Annotated in this window: 15 protein-coding genes and 1 tRNA gene; 7 read left to right on the top strand and 9 right to left on the bottom strand. The window is 40.8% G+C overall.

Annotation, left to right across the window (positions count from 1 at the left end; all coding sequences use genetic code 11):
- Nucleotides 1–62 precede the first annotated feature (62 nt).
- The 5 genes from ACTG7Q_RS07850 to pyk form a co-directional block, all read right to left on the bottom strand.
- A tRNA-Leu gene (locus ACTG7Q_RS07850) sits at nt 63–149 on the bottom strand.
- Between the two features lie 122 nt (nt 150–271).
- Nucleotides 272–1,156: a hypothetical protein gene (locus ACTG7Q_RS07845; protein WP_439242611.1), complete on the bottom strand. Its 885-nt coding sequence runs from the start codon at nt 1,154–1,156 to the stop codon at nt 272–274.
- Nucleotides 1,157–1,206: 50 nt separating this feature from the next.
- Complete coding sequence (locus ACTG7Q_RS07840) at nt 1,207–1,656, bottom strand: ClpXP protease specificity-enhancing factor (RefSeq protein ID WP_439242609.1); 450 nt, start codon at nt 1,654–1,656, stop codon at nt 1,207–1,209.
- Between the two features lie 5 nt (nt 1,657–1,661).
- Nucleotides 1,662–2,300, bottom strand: a complete 639-nt coding sequence (sspA, locus tag ACTG7Q_RS07835; protein ID WP_439242607.1) for a stringent starvation protein SspA — start codon at nt 2,298–2,300, stop codon at nt 1,662–1,664.
- A gap of 171 nt (nt 2,301–2,471) precedes the next feature.
- Nucleotides 2,472–3,911: a pyruvate kinase gene (gene pyk / locus ACTG7Q_RS07830; protein ID WP_439242605.1), complete on the bottom strand. Its 1,440-nt coding sequence runs from the start codon at nt 3,909–3,911 to the stop codon at nt 2,472–2,474.
- Between the two features lie 217 nt (nt 3,912–4,128).
- Between pyk and sixA the strand changes: the two genes are divergently transcribed.
- The gene (gene sixA / locus ACTG7Q_RS07825; RefSeq protein ID WP_439242603.1) at nt 4,129–4,599 is read left to right on the top strand and encodes a phosphohistidine phosphatase SixA; all 471 of its coding nucleotides are present in this window, start codon (nt 4,129–4,131) and stop codon (nt 4,597–4,599) included.
- A gap of 56 nt (nt 4,600–4,655) precedes the next feature.
- On the opposite strand, the gene ACTG7Q_RS07820 is transcribed toward sixA, so the two are convergent.
- Together ACTG7Q_RS07820 and xthA are read right to left on the bottom strand one after the other, a co-directional pair.
- On the bottom strand, nt 4,656–5,447 hold the full coding sequence (locus ACTG7Q_RS07820; RefSeq protein WP_439242601.1) for a TIGR01619 family protein: 792 nt from the start codon (nt 5,445–5,447) through the stop codon (nt 4,656–4,658).
- Nucleotides 5,447–6,250, bottom strand: coding sequence for an exodeoxyribonuclease III (gene xthA / locus ACTG7Q_RS07815; protein WP_439242599.1), 804 nt, complete (start codon nt 6,248–6,250; stop codon nt 5,447–5,449). Before xthA ends, ACTG7Q_RS07820 begins: the two co-directional genes overlap by 1 nt.
- 224 nt (nt 6,251–6,474) lie before the next feature.
- On the opposite strand from xthA, the gene ACTG7Q_RS07810 reads away from it, so the two are divergent.
- The 4 genes from ACTG7Q_RS07810 to mrcB all read left to right on the top strand — a co-directional run bounded on the left by ACTG7Q_RS07810 (nt 6,475) and on the right by mrcB (nt 11,242).
- A complete protein-coding gene (locus tag ACTG7Q_RS07810; RefSeq protein WP_439242597.1) occupies nt 6,475–7,221 on the top strand; it encodes a YdcF family protein in 747 nt (248 codons plus the stop codon).
- Nucleotide 7,222: 1 nt separating this feature from the next.
- A complete protein-coding gene (gene znuC, locus ACTG7Q_RS07805; RefSeq protein WP_439242595.1) occupies nt 7,223–8,017 on the top strand; it encodes a zinc ABC transporter ATP-binding protein ZnuC in 795 nt (264 codons plus the stop codon).
- Nucleotides 8,018–8,025: 8 nt separating this feature from the next.
- Nucleotides 8,026–8,811: a zinc ABC transporter permease subunit ZnuB gene (znuB, locus tag ACTG7Q_RS07800; RefSeq protein WP_439242593.1), complete on the top strand. Its 786-nt coding sequence runs from the start codon at nt 8,026–8,028 to the stop codon at nt 8,809–8,811.
- A gap of 61 nt (nt 8,812–8,872) precedes the next feature.
- Nucleotides 8,873–11,242 carry a penicillin-binding protein 1B gene (gene mrcB, locus ACTG7Q_RS07795; RefSeq protein ID WP_439242591.1) on the top strand — a complete coding sequence of 790 codons (2,370 nt, stop codon included), beginning with the start codon at nt 8,873–8,875 and terminating at the stop codon, nt 11,240–11,242.
- Nucleotides 11,243–11,315: 73 nt separating this feature from the next.
- Here the strand turns inward: mrcB and ACTG7Q_RS07790 are convergent, their stop codons facing one another.
- A complete protein-coding gene (locus ACTG7Q_RS07790; protein ID WP_439242589.1) occupies nt 11,316–13,520 on the bottom strand; it encodes a YadA-like family protein in 2,205 nt (734 codons plus the stop codon).
- Between the two features lie 274 nt (nt 13,521–13,794).
- Between ACTG7Q_RS07790 and ACTG7Q_RS07785 the strand changes: the two genes are divergently transcribed.
- Nucleotides 13,795–14,667: a VirK/YbjX family protein gene (locus ACTG7Q_RS07785; protein WP_439242587.1), complete on the top strand. Its 873-nt coding sequence runs from the start codon at nt 13,795–13,797 to the stop codon at nt 14,665–14,667.
- 99 nt (nt 14,668–14,766) lie between these two features.
- Here the strand turns inward: ACTG7Q_RS07785 and ACTG7Q_RS07780 are convergent, their stop codons facing one another.
- The gene (locus tag ACTG7Q_RS07780) at nt 14,767–16,080 is read right to left on the bottom strand and encodes an NCS2 family permease (RefSeq protein WP_439242585.1); all 1,314 of its coding nucleotides are present in this window, start codon (nt 16,078–16,080) and stop codon (nt 14,767–14,769) included.
- Nucleotides 16,081–16,378: 298 nt separating this feature from the next.
- Between ACTG7Q_RS07780 and ACTG7Q_RS07775 the strand changes: the two genes are divergently transcribed.
- Nucleotides 16,379–17,584 (top strand): aromatic amino acid transport family protein, encoded by a 1,206-nt coding sequence (locus tag ACTG7Q_RS07775; protein WP_439242583.1) that lies wholly within the window; start codon nt 16,379–16,381, stop codon nt 17,582–17,584.
- Nucleotides 17,585–17,612 lie beyond the last annotated feature (28 nt).

Raw genomic sequence — 17,612 nt, 5'->3', positions numbered from 1 at the left:
TATATCAGCGTAAGATTACGGACAATAAAAAAAGACGGCATAAAACCGTCTTTTTATGAAGTTGGTGCCAGTGGCCGGACTCGAACCGGCACGCTTTTAAGGGCGGCGGATTTTGAATCCGCTGCGTCTACCAATTTCGCCACACTGGCTAGCACTGATAATTCTTGTGTTGCATTATACGATTATCTAAAGCAGTTGCAAGTATAAATTTGTGATTTCTATTCGTTCGCTTTAAATTTCATCAATCATAAACTTGTACTATGGAATAAGCCTAATTCATCACTTTATGCACGGCAAACTTCCCAATACTTCCCACACCAGGGAGGGCGGCATTCGTGACCTCTGCGGCCACATCAATCAACATATTTTTAAATTCATCATCTTTTAATATATCTAAAATTTGAGATTGATCCTTGATAATTTTCCCTGTCACCGCATCAACTTTAACCGTAACAGATCGTTGTGTTTCAGATTCTCTACATTCAAAAATATACACAGGCACCAGATAAAGTTCTATTTTCTTATAGCTAATCATATCATCAAGAATATCATCCGCTTTAGGTGATTTACTGGTTAGTTTTGAATTACAACTGATAATTAACGATGTTTTAGAAATGCTAGGTTTTAAAATTATCCCCAATTCTTTTTTGTTTTTTTGCTTGGTGTAATTAGGTTCATCAATATAATTACGTTGGAAAGCATCATACTCTAAGCCTGTTGAATTATCAAAAATATGAAAATAATCAATCGTCTGAGTACAATATTCTGTTGTTTCGACATTCACAATCCCTCGTTCAACTGGGCATTCTAAATCAGCATCATTTATTTTTATGGTAATTTTTGTCGCATCTGGATTATCAATATTGATTTTTCTTTGTTGTTTCAACGCATAATCTATTTTACGTTGAGCTTCAATACACCAATAAGAGGTTAATACCGTCTCCTTGAAATTGACTTCTAACGTATCACTCTCTTTGGATTTGATGAATTTAGTGAATTGCTTGACTCGCCCTTTAACTGGATCAAATAAAACTTCCTTATTCCGATTCACCATTATGCGTATTGCATCTTTGGTATGGACTTCTTTAAAACGAATAATGGTTGTCTCAGGAATGTTATTACTCGCAGGCAGCGTTATATTCGTCGTTGTATTCATAGCAAAATCCTATAAGTCAAATTCTTTTCCACTGTTTTATCACATCTCAATTATTTAATAATTTTTAAATGTGATGCTGATTTAGTGTTTGGTGTTTTTTTCGCTTTTGGTTTATCCACAGCCTCATTAAAGCTAGTCGGTTGCTCAATGTGTGGTACTTGTTCTAGCTCGTCATAAATTGCCTCAGGCTCAAACATAACACCATCACCATTTTCACGGGCATAAATGGCCAAGGCAGCACCTAAAGGAATGTAAATATCTCTTGGCATACCTTGGAAACGAGCATTAAATTCAATGGCGTGATTACCTAAAGACAACGCGCCGACAGCGCCGGCGGAAATGTTTAATACAATTTGGCCGTCTTTAACATAATCCTGTGGCACAACAACACCGTTGTAGGTGGCATCGACCACTAAATAAGGGGTAAAACCGTTATCCACCAACCAATCGTAATAGGCTCTTAATAAATAAGGGCGTTTTGGGGTGGATTTGTATTCCATAACCATTATTTATCATCCATTAAATTTTTAGGGGCTGCATTGCCAACAGATTGTTGGAACGAATCACGTTCAAAGACTCGATTCATATAGGCTTTTAATGCTTTACTGCCCGTACCTGTAAATTCAACGCCAGCCTCTTGCATTCGCCATAATAACGGGGCAAGATAACAATCTACTAAACTAAACTCTTCACTCATGAAGAAAGGCGTTTGTTCAAAAATAGATGATACAGATAATAATTCTTCTCTGAGCTGCTCAAGTGCAGTGGTTCGTTCTTGTTCCGTGCCATTTTCAGCTTTGGCTAGGGTTGGATACCAATCTTGTTCAATGCGCTGCATTAATAGACGAGTTTTGCCTCTGGCAACAGGATAAACCGGCATTAAAGGAGGATGTGGAAAACGTTCGTCTAAATATTCCATGATGATGCGAGAATTGAACAACACAAGATCACGATCCACTAATGTCGGCAGTGTGCCATAAGGATTTAACTCAATTAAGTCTTCTGATAAACTTTGCGCTTCAGTCACTTCAGCTTCATAAGCGACACCTTTTTCCGCCAATACAATGCGAACCTGATGACAATAAATATCAGATTTATCATAAAAAAGGGTCATTATTGAACGTTTATTTACTGCACTAGTCATTTAGTCCTCCAACGACTAAAATAGAATGTTTAAATGGTGAAAATGAGGTGATTCTGACTCAAGAATTGCACCCAATAATATATCTTCGTATTATATCATAAATAGCGGTTAAATAGCCAAATAAAAAACGGTGGCTCGACACCACCGTTTGATCATCATGAACACACTTGCTTATTCAACGATTAACGTACGGCAAGTATTGGTATCACCTTTGCCCAATGGGTCGCCATGGGTTAATAAAACAAGATCGCCAGAAGTTAAATAACCTTTATCTTTTAATAATTTGACCGCTTGTTTTGCGCCCTCGGCAGTGCGAGATTCTGTCTCACAATAAACCGGTGTTACACCACGATATAATGAACAAAGATTTAATGTGGATTGATGACGAGATAAGGCAAAAATCGGTAAGCCTGAACTGATACGTGACATCAATTTGGCAGTATGCCCTGTGCTAGTCATCGTGATGATCGCAGCAACGCCTTTCATATGGTTCGCTGCATACATCGCAGAGAATGCCACTGATTCACCGATGGTTTCAAATTGTACATCCATACGGTGACGTGAAACGTTAATGCTTGGCATTTTTTCTGCACCTAAACAGACTTTTGCCATGGTCGCCACGGTTTCTGCAGGGTATTGACCTGCCGCTGTTTCAGCAGAAAGCATCACTGCATCTGTTCCATCTAATACCGCATTCGCTACATCCATTACTTCCGCACGGGTTGGCATTGGATTGCTGATCATAGATTCCATCATTTGAGTCGCCGTAATCACCACACGGTTTAAACGACGTGAACGACGAATTAATTTTTTCTGTACACCCACTAATTCAGGGTCGCCAATTTCAACCCCTAAGTCACCACGAGCTACCATGATCACATCAGAGGCTAAAATAATGTCGTCCATTGCGGCTTCATCTACAACAGTTTCTGCACGCTCTACTTTGGCGACAATTTTCGCATCTAATCCCGCTTCTCTGGCTAAACGACGAGCATAATTTAAGTCGGCACTTGAACGAGGGAAAGAAACGGCTAAATAATCTACCCCAATGCGTGCTGCGGTGATAATGTCAGCTTTATCTTTTTCAGTCAATGCGTCAGCAGATAAGCCGCCGCCTAATTTGTTAATCCCTTTATTATTGGAAAGTGGGCCGCCTACGGTGACTTCGGTGAACACTTTAGCTCCCTCGGTAGATAACACTTTTAATTGAACACGACCATCATCTAATAATAATACATCACCAGACACCACATCTCTTGGTAAGGTTTTATAATCTAATCCCACAGAATTTTGATCGCCCTCACCTTTTGGTAAGTTGGCATCTAACACAAATTTATCACCCACATTTAAGAAGATTTTACCGTCTTTAAAAGTAGATACACGAATTTTTGGACCTTGTAAGTCCCCTAAAATAGCCACATCTTTGCCGAGTCTTTTGGCAATTTCACGCACTCTAGCAGCACGTCCAATATGGTCATCAGGTGTACCATGAGAGAAGTTCATACGAACCACATTGGCACCTGCTTTAATAATTTTTTCTAAATTATCGCCTTGATCCGTCGAAGGTCCCATTGTACATACGATTTTGGTTCTTCTGAGTTTTATAGACATTGCTTTCTCCGTCACTAATTTTATGATTTAACATGATAATATTACACATATCGTCATAAAATTGACCAGAATCCCTTTACAACGATAAAAACTGGCGCACATTATACGCTGAAACCCCACAAAAAGCGAGACATTAAACAAAAATTTCCCATTGACATTGACATAAATTTACGATTATATTTTGTTAAAAAATTGTGTATTGTATAAGGAACGTCAGATGAAAATTTTTATTATGCGCCACGGTGAAGCGGAGATGTTTGCGAAAGTTGATAAAGAACGGACTCTGACTGAGTTTGGGGAACAAAGTGTATTACGTCAAGGCACTTGGCTAAAAGAAAAACTGCAAGAAAACGCAACGCACTTTGATAAAGTGTTGGTCAGCCCTTATGCTCGAACCAAGCAAACTTTTGATTGTATAAACCGAAATTTCGATAATGTCCTGTCTGAACACACCGAAATATGGGACGCTATTACCCCTTATGGTAAGGCGGAAGTGGTAGTGGATTATCTGTCTGCACTGTTCGATGAGGAGATTCAACAAGTTTTGATTGTCTCCCATTTACCTTTAGTGGGTGAAATTGTAGCGGAATTATGTGGTAAAAATAACGTGTCTTTTTTGCCTGCAACCATTGCAGAAATTGATTGGGATGGGGAACATGGCAAATTAATTCAAGCTAAATTGCCTTAAAAAGTGCGGTGTGTGTTACGTCAATTTATTGTGATTTAGGCCTGATTAGGCCTAAATTAATTTAAATAGCCTTGTTGGTCTAATTGGCTATATTCCCACCCAATATAACGTATAGACAATGCCTCAGCAATCATTTCAAACTGCTCCACTTGATTAAAAATATCTTGCGTATCCAAGCTCAATTCTTGCTCCACTTTAACCAAGTAGGCTTTATAATCACCCTCTATTTTAATTTTATGTTCTGTATATTTAATCCGCTCAAAAGGAATATTGGCCAAATGACATTTTTCAATAAAAAGTTCGATATCCCCTTTATCATCAAAATGAAAATTATGTTCAATGGGTTGCGGTTCAGACAAATCCGCCCCACTTTCACTGAGCGTATCTAACATTTCTTCCGTCAACATCATTTTACTTTCCAATGATGACGGCAATAAAAATTCAAAATAAGTATCCCACTGAGGATCTTGCTGAATATCAAGGGCATCATAAGTGAGTTGCCCTAATGTTTCCAACAAGCTAATTTCATCATTAAAATAGAAAAATTGCTGCGCTTTACCGTTGGACAAAATATGCCCCGCATAAAACACATCGGGCAATGCACAAAGTTGCGTAATTGTATGCAGAATCTGGCGAAACATATCATGATAATGAGGTTCACTTGGCAAACCATTCTGATCGCTTTCATAATGTCGGCTAATTTGTGCAATATTTATCGGGCGAGCCTCTGAAAAAGAGGCCAACACGGCGGTGTTCACTGACACCACAGCTACATGCTCACCAAACCAAGTGCGATAATTCTGCCAACGCTGATCATCAATATCCTGATGAAAATGTATTTCTGACATTAGTTAAATTCCGCCCAAATCGGTGCATGATCGGAGGGTTTTTCCATACCCCGAATGTCCCAATCAATCCCCACGTTGACACATTTTTCCGCCAAGGCTTGATTCGCTAAAATATGATCGATCCGCAAGCCACGGTTCTCATCAAAACCTTTGGAGCGATAATCAAACCACGAAAATTGATCGTTCACTGTCGGATTTAATTGACGGAACGTATCTCGCAAACCGTAATCATACAGACGTTGATACCATTTTCTTTCTTCAGGCAAAAACGAACATTTGCCCGTACGCAACCAACGTTTACGATTTTCTTCCCCAATACCAATATCCAAATCCGTCGGGCTAATATTCATATCACCCATAATCACAATCGGATTGGCTTTATTATGCTGATTTTCCACATAATGTTGCAAATCCGCATAGAATTTTTGTTTGGCAGGGAATTTGGTTTCATGATCACGGCACTCCCCTTGCGGAAAATAACCATTAATCACCGTTAATAAACCAAAGGGCGTGTCTAAATCTGCCATAATAATGCGTTTTTGAGCGTCAGGATCATCCGTGGGAAACCCTTTTCGTACCGCCACAGGTTGCTGCTTACACAACAACGCCACGCCATAATGCCCTTTTTGCCCATGATGAAAAACATGGTAGCCCAAATGTTCCACCAGTTCATAGGGAAATTGTTCATCTGCCACTTTAATTTCTTGCAAGCCCAACACATCAGGCTGATGTTTTTCAATAATCGCTTCTAGCTGATGTGGTCTTGCTCGTAATCCATTGATATTAAAAGAGATAAATTTCATAAATGGTTCTCGTGATAAAAGAATGGTTTATTATACAGCTTTTGTAAATTGAGGGGAACTGGATAAATAAAATAATATCACCCAAGCATCTATCTCAGTCTAGGTATTAATCCCTACTTTTATAAGGATCTCCAATGACGAGTACAAAAAAAGAGCACGTTTTAATGATTGAGTTTAGGCGAATTTTCAGGAATAATAACCGCAGTTTTAATTGGAAATTGATTATGTTTGAACTCACCAAATTGATTAGTGCGATAATGCTCCCCCCTGCCAATGTGATTTTGCTCGCCTTGTTGGCCTGTGTTTGCTGGTTATGCCATTGTAAAAAAATGGCGTTTTTCAGTGCATTTTTCGCCATTGGGATACTTTATACGGTTAGCTTAACCTATACCGCACAAAAACTCAGCGACAGCTTAGTGGTGGAAGATAATCTCAGCATTGAGAATTATCGCCAAGCCCAAGCCATTGTGGTGTTAGGCGGAGGGTTGCGTGATAGCAAGGAATTGTATAATAGTTTAACCGTACCGGGGCTTGTGTTGGAACGGATGCGATATGCCACCTATTTACACAAAGAAACCGAACTTCCGATTTTAGTCACTGGCGCCAGTCCAAATGGTAATTCAGAGGCCAAAGTGATGGCACAAGAGTTTTTTACCTTTTTTGGCGTGCAGCCTAAATGGTTAGAAGAACGGGCATTAAATACCATTGAAAATGCTCAATATAGCCGTGAAATACTGGAACGGGAACATATATCTAAAATTATTTTAGTCACTAATCAATGGCATATGCAACGTGCTAAATTATTATTTGAAAAAGCAGGGTTTACCGTGTTACCGGCTAGCGTTGGCAATGGTATTACGCCAGACAGCTATGAAGTCAATTATATGCACTTTATCCCACAAGCGGGGGCGATCAATGCCAATATGCAATTATTAAAAGAATGGTTAGGCTATTGGAAAGCGAGATTGTAATATGCAAATAAAATCAATTAATATCCCCCAACGGCCGTTGGTCGCCTTAAACAACATTAATGTGATGTTCAACCAAAAAGTGGCGTTGCAAAACATTAATTTACAGATTTACCCCAATTCGGTGATCACGATTGTCGGGCCAAACGGTGGGGGAAAATCCACGTTATTAAAGGTGTTACTGAAATTATTAACGCCGACCAGTGGTAATGTGGTGTATAGCAAGAGTTTACGTATTGGCTATGTGCCACAAAAAATCCATTTGGATCCGAGCTTGCCCATGACGGTAGAAAAATTCTTGTCCTTAAAAAAAGGTATCAGCAAGCATGAAGTACAACAAGCCTTGGCCTTGCTGTCCATTTCGCATTTAATTAAAAATAGTATGCAAAAGCTGTCTGGCGGTGAAATGCAGCGTGTGTTGATTGCTCGTGCGATTCTGAATAAACCCAATTTGTTAGTGCTAGATGAACCGACTCAGGGGGTTGATATTAACGGCCAAGTCGAACTGTATCAGTTGATTAAACAAACTCGTGAAAAATTAAATTGTGCTATTCTCATGGTTTCTCATGATTTGCATATTGTAATGGCGGATACCAATGAAGTGTTATGCGTTAATCATCATATTTGTTGTGCGGGTACGCCTGAAGTGGTGTCTAACGATCCCAAATTTATTCATTTTTTTGGTGATCAATTTGCCAAAAATATTGCCGTTTATACGCATCATCATAATCACCAACACAATATTCACGGTGATGTTTGTTGTCAGGACGATCAGGCTTGTGCGGAACATAAAAATTAAGGAAAGCTATGTTTGAAATTATTTTCCCCGCTTGGCTAGCGGGTATTTTGTTGTCATTTATCACTGCACCTTTAGGCGCATTTGTGGTGTGGCGGAAAATGGCCTATTTTGGTGATACCCTTGCGCATTCTGCCCTGCTCGGTGTGGCATTAGGGATTTTCTTCCAAATAAACCCTTACATTGCTATCTTAATTCTGACGCTAATTTTGGCCATTGCCATGGTTTGGTTAGAACATAACACCCAATTTTCGGTGGATACGTTGCTCGGTATTATTGCACATAGTTGTCTTTCTCTCGGTGTGATTACCGTGCAATTACTGCAAAATGTGCGTGTAGATTTAATGGGGTATTTATTTGGTGATTTACTGGCGGTCAACCTTGACGATCTGATTTATATCGGTGTGGGAGTTTTGGTGGTATTGAGCCTGTTACTCTATTTCTGGCGACCACTGATTTCAATCACCGTTAGCCCCGAACTGGCTCAGGTTGAAGGGGTTAATGTGAAAAAAATGCGGTTTATTTTAATGATTTTAACCGCAATAACTATTGCGTTAAGCATGACCTTTGTTGGTGCATTGATTATTACATCATTATTGATTATTCCCGCCGCCACCGCCAGACGTTTTGCTCGTACCCCAGAAAGCATGGCGATCATTGCAGCGGTCATCAGTATGCTAGCCGTCAGTTTGGGGTTAACCCTTTCTGCATTATATAACACGGCATCAGGGCCGTCTGTCGTGATTGCCTCCAGTTTTCTGTTTTTATTATCGTTACTTAAAAAAGAACACAATTAAAACAAATAAATGTTAAAATGCGTTTATTGACAAAATAAGTTTAGGATTTATTAGGTAAATAATGTCAACCGAACAAGAAAAAAAACCTGCGACAGAACCAACGCCAGCAACATGTTCCTTTAGCCAACGGCATAAATGCGCCTTATTTTTGGCCAAAGCGACGTTAAGTTTAGGGGCGCTAGTCCTGTTCTATGGAGCCTATTTAGATTGGCAAATCCGCTCCAAAATGGACGGCCAAATTTGGCGTTTACCGGCTGAAGTATATAGTCGTATTGAAAGTGTACGATTACAAGACAACCTGACCCTAAATGATGTCACGCAATTATTGCTCAACAATGATTATCGCCAAACCACCTTTGTGGCTGCCCCTGGGGATTTCAAAATTGAAAATGATACCATTGTGTTATTACGTCGAGCTTTTCCGTTCCCTGATAAAATGGAGGCGCAACGGGTTTTCCGCTTACGTTTTAATGATGAAAAATTAACCGTGATTGAGGATCTGATTAATCGTACAACGATTGATGAATTTCGTTTAGCGCCGAAATTAGTCGCCATGTTGCAATCGGATAAAGAAGAACGTTTGGCAATTCCTTTACAAAATTACCCGCGCTTTTTGATTGATACCCTGATTTTAACCGAAGATCGTCGTTTTTACGAACATCAAGGCGTAAGTCCAATTGGTATCGCTCGTGCGATGATCACCAATATCAAAGCGGGACAAACTGTACAAGGCGGTAGCACCTTAACCCAACAGTTGGTGAAAAACCTCTTTCTCAGTAACGAACGTTCTATTACCCGTAAAATTAACGAAGCCTTAATGGCGATTATTTTAGATTTACGTTACGACAAAAATCGGATTTTAGAAACCTATTTGAATGAAATTTACCTCGGGCAAAATGGCGATACGCAAATTCATGGTTTTGAGTTAGCCAGTCATTTCTTTTTTGGTCACCCTGTGCGAGAAATCAGTTTAGATCAAATTGCGTTGTTAGTGGGTATGGTAAAAGGCCCGTCCTTGTATAACCCATGGCGCAACCCAACCTATGCCAAAGAACGCCGAAATGTAGTGTTAGGCTTAATGTTAGAACATAAAATGATCGACAAAGAATTGTTTGATTTGTTAAGCCAACGGCCATTAGGAGTGCAAGAAAAAGGATCCATTGCTCGCCCTTATCCGGCCTTTATCCAAACCTTACAAGCGGAATTACGCCAAAATCTAGGGGAAAATAAATCCGCCAGTTTATTGGGCGCCCGCATTTTCACCACCCTTGATATCAAACAACAAGCCTACGCCGAGCAAGCGGTGGTTGACGCCACTCGTAAATTACAATTACAAACCAAAAATCCAAATTTACAATCGGCCATGGTGGTTGCCGACTATAAACAAGGCGAAATTCGTGCCGTGGTGGGCGGTTTGCAAACGGAATACGCCGGCTTTAACCGTGCCTTTATGGCCAAACGCCAAATTGGCTCGCTAGTCAAACCTTCGATTTATTTAACCGCACTTTCTGACCCCGAGAAGTTCAGATTAAATACCCCGATTAATAACCAACCTATCACCATTCATATCAAAGGCAGCCAACCTTGGCAGCCGAAAAACTATGACCGCAAATATAGTGGCTCGGTGATGTTAGTGGATGCGTTAACCCGTTCTTTAAATATTCCAACGGTGAATATCGGCATGAAAGTCGGTTTAAGCAAAGTGATTGAAACCCAACAAGCCATGGGCTGGGATAAGGTCAGCATTCCGAAAGTGCCTGCCATGTTATTAGGTTCATACAGTATTTCGCCTTATGACGTCACCAAGTCTTATCAAGTGATCGCCAATAACGGCGGAAAAATTCCGTTAAGCACCATTAGCGCCATTACCGACCGTCAAGGTGAAGTGATTTATCAACATCAAACCGAACCTGAGCAAGTGGTGCCAGAACAAAGCGCCATGCAAACCCTGTACGCAATGCAACAAGTGGTTGAACGAGGAACGGCACGTAGTTTACAAAATGATTTCGCCAATTTACATTTGGCCGGTAAAACAGGGACGACCAATGACGCTCGAGATACGTGGTATGTGGGTATTGACGGCGAAAACGTGGCGACTATTTGGCTCGGCCGTGATGACAATGGCGAAACCCATTTAACTGGCTCTAGCGGCGCCTTAGAGATTTATAAAAACTACTTACGCCGTGCCGAAGTGACGCCATTAAGTCTGAAAAAAATCGACGATATCCAATGGGTCGGCATTAACAGTTACGGCAGTTGGAACTGTTACAGCCCTGTGCGTAATATCCCTGTTTGGTCGGATAAAGGGCAAAACTTCTGCGCCTCCTCGGTGAAACCTACACCAAAACCTGCGGCACCGACTGCTGATCCAGACACCTTGCCGCCACGTGTTACCCCTGCGCCTGTTGAGGATGCCAGACCTGCAGATTAAACACATAAAAAAACACCCTAAGCGAGCTTAATCGCTTAAGGTGTTTAAATTCATATATTAGGTTATTTGTGGATTACCACTGAAAGCCCACAGAGGCCGAATAACTAACATCTTTTTTACCTGACATATTCGAACCCAAACCAAACTTGACACCTACTTTTCCGTTATCTGAAAGACGAGAATAACCGATAGCCAGTGCATTTTGATCACGATAACCGCCCACACCGGCTGTCACTAATGAACGACCTGGCCCCGTAGCCTGCATTAAACCACCTAACGCATTCGCAGAGGCAATACCTCGAGAAAGGCGTTTATTGACTTGGTTCACCGCTTGATTGGCGCTATTTTGTGCAATGGTTTTCACATCACCAATATTTGCCGCATTGCGATTATCTGAACTGTCGCCGTTGACAATACCGCTATTTAAGTTAGTAATACCGCCATTATTGATATTCACACCACCAATATCGGCACTAGTGACATGGATGTGTTCAGCTAAATCCACGGTAATTTTACCCGTTGAATCGGCTGAGGTTTTGATATTGCCACTACTGCCGCCCACTACGGTAACCGTTGATCCTAGCTGCAATTTGCCTGTTTCGCCTATATCACCCACAAAATTGTAACCGTTTAGTGTCACATTATATAACTGGCTACCGTTGATAGCCTCCGTGGAATCCGCTGAGACAGCACCATCCGTTAAGCCTGTAATTTTGCCCGTGGCACTACTCATACTAATATCACCCACGGACACATTGTTTGCGGTTACATTGTCAGCTTTCACATCATTTGCTGTCACAGAGTTGACAACAACATCATCGACCAATCCAATGGTTAAGGTATTGCCATTCACGGTGGTGTTGATATTGTTATCGCCTTTTACGGTTAAGGTATCGCCATCGCCCAATGTGGTTTTATTGGTGCCATCGGTCACATTAATGCCATTGAATGAGCTACTTCCTGTATTCGTATTCGGGCTAATATCCCCCTCGTCAGGCGTAGGCGCAGGGCTAGGCGTGGCTAAACTATTTAATGCGTCGATAACCGCATATAATTGTGAGCCGTTAATGGCATCGGTTGAAGTACTGCTAATACGGCCTGCCGCCACATTGGTAATGGTTCTTTCACCATCAGTAGCCCCCACTGACACCGTGCCTACTGGCGTGGTGCCTGCAAAAGCGTAGGTCGTATCTTGAATCTTATAGGAGGCCGTTCCCACAGCGGCAGCGGCGCTTGAACTGTTGCCTAACACCACAGAATTGGCGGTATCCACCGTGATATTGTTGCCTAACACCAGGGTATTGTTCGCTGCTGCTTTCACCGTAATATTATTGCCCAAAGCATAAGCATTATCGGCAGAAACAACGTTGGTATCCCCCAATGTGCCAGACTGATTACCCGTGATCGCATGTGACACACCGAATGCAATGGATTCGTCACCCGATACCTTGGCATCTTTACCGATGGCAATGGCGGATGTCCCCGTGGTATTCGCCCCTGAACCGCCAGCAATGCTATCATCGCCCATCGCAACAGAATCACTTCCTAAGGCGGTGGCATTTTCGCCACTGGCAAAGGCATAGCCACCTAACGCCGTCGTATTGCTGCCTAAATTAAACATTTTCACATCGCTAATTTCTGCGGTGGTTTGTTCAACTTCTGCTCTTTTTGCATTTAATCTTGTTGTGACTTCAGCTCGGACTTCAACCGCAGCGTCATATTTGGCTTGGGCGGCGGCTATTTCCGCCGTATAATCTTGATCGGAATCGCCTTGAGTGTAAAGATATTGTTGACCTTGATACCAACTGATATCCTGAAGAGCTTTGTTTACGTTCTCATGAGCAGCAGACCATTCTTTACTAATCACTTCAAATTCCGCTTGTAACACGTTTCTTTTAAGAACTAATTGTTCAAGCGCATCTTTTCTCGCCGCAAACTGTTCAGGTGACATATTTTCCCCCGTTGCCACGGAAGAGATCCCAAATGCCGAACCATTCACCGCAGAAACATAGCTGCCATAATAATGCCGAGCATAATAAGGATTATTGACAGTGGAAATGAGTTGATAATCAGAGGCGGAGATCGATCTTGTTTCCGAATCAATCCCCTCTATTGGATAGGTTTCAGCTGACGCCGTTTGCGTCATGCCTAAAGAAAATAGACCACTTAATAAAGCGAGAGCGACCCCCCCCCCCCGCAATTCTTTGGCAGAACGCTTGGTGGAAATCAAGGCTGTATGTGTTGGTGTATTTTTAGCCGTGTGATAATGTTTATTCATAAGTTCCCCATTTTTAGTCAATTAAATTCACAAACTAAGACAAAGCATTAGTCAATTTCCGATTAATTAAAATCCAACTTGTTTAAATAATCTACGATAGTTTAACATAAATGGAAATACATATCATAAAAAAGACACAATAAGAGATCAGACCTGATAAAAATAAAAATGCAACGAATAAGATGATTTCCTGTGCAGAAATCCCTTTTAGGGTTGTCATTGCCTTTAATTGTCCCTATAATCTGCCCCATTTATTCCTTATATCCTTGTTATTATGTTTAATTTAACCTCATTAATCACATTCAAAAAAATGTTTCCCATTGAGAAACGCCGCTTAAAACTCTTGAGAGAATATATCCGCTATCAAATGCGCTTGGTGATCTATAGAAAACAGCTCCAATCTTTATCAGACTACTTAGAGAGCCATCCTCTATGGCAGCCAATTTTCCAAAAGGATGTGTATCGAATTAATACCTTATTAAATAAATTTTGTGATAAGCGCTTTAATGGCACTGCACGCTTAAACGCCATTATGCAAAATTTCACCTTAGCCGAGCAGTTTTTGCCCGCGGATAAAATACCTTTATTGCTAGAAAAAGAAAATCTATTGTTGGCCAAATTAACGGATGAATTAGATTTATATTTCAATCTCAATCGGGTCGATCCTTTAGAGGGATTTTTCTCTATTAACATTGTTGATCAACAAAAAAATCGGATTTACGACGCCTCATTTACCTTTTTATCGCCCAACACATTATTAATCGCCTCAATTCAAGGCCCTAATTATGAACAAGCGCAATTAGCGGTACGCAATGCCACAAAAGCCTTACATGGTGTACGCCCTATGTTTATGTTGGTGAATGTGTTTAAAATCGTCGCCCAACAATTAGGCTGTGAATTAAAGGGCATTCCACATAAATATGAGGCCAAATACCGTTGGAATGATTCTAAATATATGCAATTTAATTATGATGAATTTTGGCAAGAAAATCAGGCACAATATCAAAATCACTATTGGCAATTACCTGTTCAAATTGAACGCAAACCATTAGAAGATATTGCCAGTAAAAAACGCTCTATGTATCGCAAACGTTATGAGATGTTTGATGGGTTAGCACAGCAAATAAAAGACTTTTTAGTGAAATAATATTTTGTTAAAAAAGTGCGGTGTTTTTTGATGAAATTTCTTCGCAAAAAACACCGCACTTTTTCGTTATACATTTATTGGATTGCGTTTAACACCAAATTAAATCGCCCAACCGCACGCATAAAATGCCACTAAAGCCAAGCTGATTAATACCGTGCCGACATTCAATTTTTTGAATTCACCAGACACTACACGTCCAATCACTAAAGCGGCAAAACCGAGCATAATCCCTGTCACGATATTGGCAGTTAACACAATAAAGACCGCACAAATTAAGCCGCTCATGGCGCCGACAAAATCGTTAAAGTCTAATTTACTCACATTGCTTAACATTAATAATCCCACGTACATTAACGCTGGTGCCGTGGCATAACTTGGCACTAAAAAGGCTAAAGGTTGGAAAAATAACATAAACAAGAATAAGACGCCAACCACTATGGCCGTAATCCCCGTTTTTCCACCCGCGGCCGTGCCTGCTGCGGATTCAATATACACCGCAGCGGGGGCAGTACCGAACAAACCTGAAAATAAACTACTCACAGAATCGGAAGTTAAGGCTTTGCCACCGTTAATAATTTGACCATCTTTATCAAGCAAATTACCTTGTCCCGCCACCGCACGAATGGTACCCGTCGCATCAAAAACGGCGGTCATCACTAAAGCAAACACCACTGGTAAAATCGCAGGTTGTAAAGCACCCATAATGTCTAATTGCAAAAATAAAGATTGCTCACCAAAGCTTGGCATTTTAAACACATCACCAGAGAATTTCACATTCGGATCGAAAATTAAGCCGATAATCGTAATCGCAATGATCACCCATAAAATCGCCCCTTTCACTTTCATTCTTTCTAATCCGATAATGAACGCCAAACCGATTAAGGACATCAATACGGGGAAAGAAGTAAATTCACCGAATTTTACCAAGGTGCCATTTGGGTTTGATACCACAATACCGACCCCACTGGTGGCGATCAATAACAAAAATAAACCGATACCAATACCCGCACCATGGGCAATACTGGATGGCAAATTACGCAAAATCCAAGAACGAATACCGGTTGCGGAAATTAAGGTAAACACCGCCCCCATTAAGAACACTGCGCCTAACGCAACGGGAATACTCACTTGTTGACCGATCACCAAACTAAAGGCGGTAAAAGCAGTTAATGAAATGGCACAACCAATCGCCATTGGCGCATTAGCCCATAAACCGATTAAAATGGAGCCAAGCCCCGACACTAAACAGGTGGCAATAAACACGCTTTCCGCAGGAAAGCCTGCTTGGCTTAACATGTTTGGGACCACGATAACCGAGTACACCATGGCTAAAAAGGTGGTGAGTCCGGCAATAATTTCTTGACGTAGATTAGATCCACGTGCAGAAAGCTCGAATGTTTTTTCTAGAGACATAAAAATTCCTAAATGAATTGAATAAAAAAGAAACGTATTCTACCTGAAAACAAAAAATAGTAAACGTTTGCGTCAAGGATTTTCAGCTAAAAGAAAGTGGTCATACCCGACAAAACGGGCCACTTTTCGCCGACTTTTAAATATTTTGCAAAAATCCACCGCACTTTTTTGTTATTTTCTAGCCATAAAACGTCAATTTTTCAAAACAGCGTAAATTTATAATTACAAAAATAAATATTATCGTATAGAATAGCAATCTGGTTTATTTGATGTATTTTTTTAATCTAAGGAAAGCAGTATGAAAAATAAAACGCTTGGTAGCGCATTAATTGTGGCAGGCACCACCATTGGTGCCGGTATGGTGTCTATGCCATTAACCTCTGCCGGTATGGGATTTGGCTACACCGTGGCCTTATTAGTGATGTTATGGGTGCTACTCTGTTATAGCGCATTGTTATTTGTTGAAGTCTATCAAAAAGCAGAACGTCAAGATGCGGGCATTGCTACCTTGGCTGAGCAATATTTTGGCATGCCCGGACGTGTATTAGCCTCTTTCGCACTGATTATTTTTATGTATGCCATTCTCACCGTGTATGTGTTAATGAGCAGTAATTTAATTTCTACCGTATTACCCGAACTGAAAGAATACGGCACAGCGATTTCCGTGATCTTCACCGTCTTTTTTGCCATCTTTATTATTGCCGGCACGGGACACGTGGATATTGCCACTCGCTTGTTATTTATTGCCAAACTCGCTGCCTTTGTGGTGTTGTTATTCTTGATGTTGCCCAAAGTGAGCATGGATAATTTAATGGCAGTGCCGTTAGATAAAGCCTTGTTAATTTCTGCTAGTCCGTTTTTCTTTACCTCTTTTGGTTTCCATGTGGTGATCCCAAGTATTAATAAATATTTAGAGGGCAATGTCGCACGCTTAAGAACCTCTATTATTATCGGGACGGGATTACCTTTAGCCCTGTATATTGTTTGGCAAATGTCGACGCATGGCGTATTAACCCAATCTGAATTTGTCCAAATTTTAAATCAAGATCCGACATTAGGCGGATTAGTCAACGCCGTCACCCATATTACGGGCAGTCCATTTATCGGTTGGTCAGTGCGTTTATTCTCGTTATTTGCCTTGATCACCTCTTTCTTAGGTGTGGCATTGGCGTTATTTGATTGCTTAGATGACCTACTTAAACGCATTAATATTAAGGCTGGACGTGCGTCATTAGGTTTATTAACGTTCATTCCTACCCTATTCTTTGCGTTATTCTATAATGATTTCTTATCCGTATTAGCCTTTGCGGGACAAATGTTTACATTCTATGGTTTAGTCTTACCCGTAGGCATGGTATGGCGTGCCAGAAAACGTTATCCTGAGATGCCTTATCGTGTGATTGGCGGTAACATTTCTTTACTGATTGCCTTATTACTTGGCTTATTGATTATGAATGTGCCGTTCTTAATTCAAGCAGGTTATTTACCCAACGTGATTGGTTAATCTGCCAAAGATGAAAAAGGGACGTTTT

The organism is Lonepinella sp. BR2474 (assembly GCF_051851555.1).
Classification (GTDB): domain Bacteria; phylum Pseudomonadota; class Gammaproteobacteria; order Enterobacterales; family Pasteurellaceae; genus Lonepinella.
This window is presented reverse-complemented; position numbering and strand designations above follow the sequence as displayed.

Bases quoted from the DNA above. Each gene is read 5' to 3' on its own strand.
- sixA (WP_439242603.1), top strand. From the start codon at position 4,129: ATGAAAATTTTTATTATGCGCCACGGTGAAGCGGAGATGTTTGCGAAA.
- ACTG7Q_RS07840 (WP_439242609.1), bottom strand. From the start codon at position 1,656: ATGGAATACAAATCCACCCCAAAACGCCCTTATTTATTAAGAGCCTAT.
- sspA (WP_439242607.1), bottom strand. From the start codon at position 2,300: ATGACTAGTGCAGTAAATAAACGTTCAATAATGACCCTTTTTTATGAT.
- ACTG7Q_RS07845 (WP_439242611.1), bottom strand. From the start codon at position 1,156: ATGAATACAACGACGAATATAACGCTGCCTGCGAGTAATAACATTCCT.
- ACTG7Q_RS07785 (WP_439242587.1), top strand. From the start codon at position 13,795: ATGTTTAATTTAACCTCATTAATCACATTCAAAAAAATGTTTCCCATT.
- ACTG7Q_RS07780 (WP_439242585.1), bottom strand. From the start codon at position 16,080: ATGTCTCTAGAAAAAACATTCGAGCTTTCTGCACGTGGATCTAATCTA.
- ACTG7Q_RS07810 (WP_439242597.1), top strand. From the start codon at position 6,475: ATGTTTGAACTCACCAAATTGATTAGTGCGATAATGCTCCCCCCTGCC.
- mrcB (WP_439242591.1), top strand. From the start codon at position 8,873: ATGTCAACCGAACAAGAAAAAAAACCTGCGACAGAACCAACGCCAGCA.
- pyk (WP_439242605.1), bottom strand. From the start codon at position 3,911: ATGTCTATAAAACTCAGAAGAACCAAAATCGTATGTACAATGGGACCT.
- znuC (WP_439242595.1), top strand. From the start codon at position 7,223: ATGCAAATAAAATCAATTAATATCCCCCAACGGCCGTTGGTCGCCTTA.
- ACTG7Q_RS07775 (WP_439242583.1), top strand. From the start codon at position 16,379: ATGAAAAATAAAACGCTTGGTAGCGCATTAATTGTGGCAGGCACCACC.
- znuB (WP_439242593.1), top strand. From the start codon at position 8,026: ATGTTTGAAATTATTTTCCCCGCTTGGCTAGCGGGTATTTTGTTGTCA.
- ACTG7Q_RS07790 (WP_439242589.1), bottom strand. From the start codon at position 13,520: ATGAATAAACATTATCACACGGCTAAAAATACACCAACACATACAGCC.
- xthA (WP_439242599.1), bottom strand. From the start codon at position 6,250: ATGAAATTTATCTCTTTTAATATCAATGGATTACGAGCAAGACCACAT.
- ACTG7Q_RS07820 (WP_439242601.1), bottom strand. From the start codon at position 5,447: ATGTCAGAAATACATTTTCATCAGGATATTGATGATCAGCGTTGGCAG.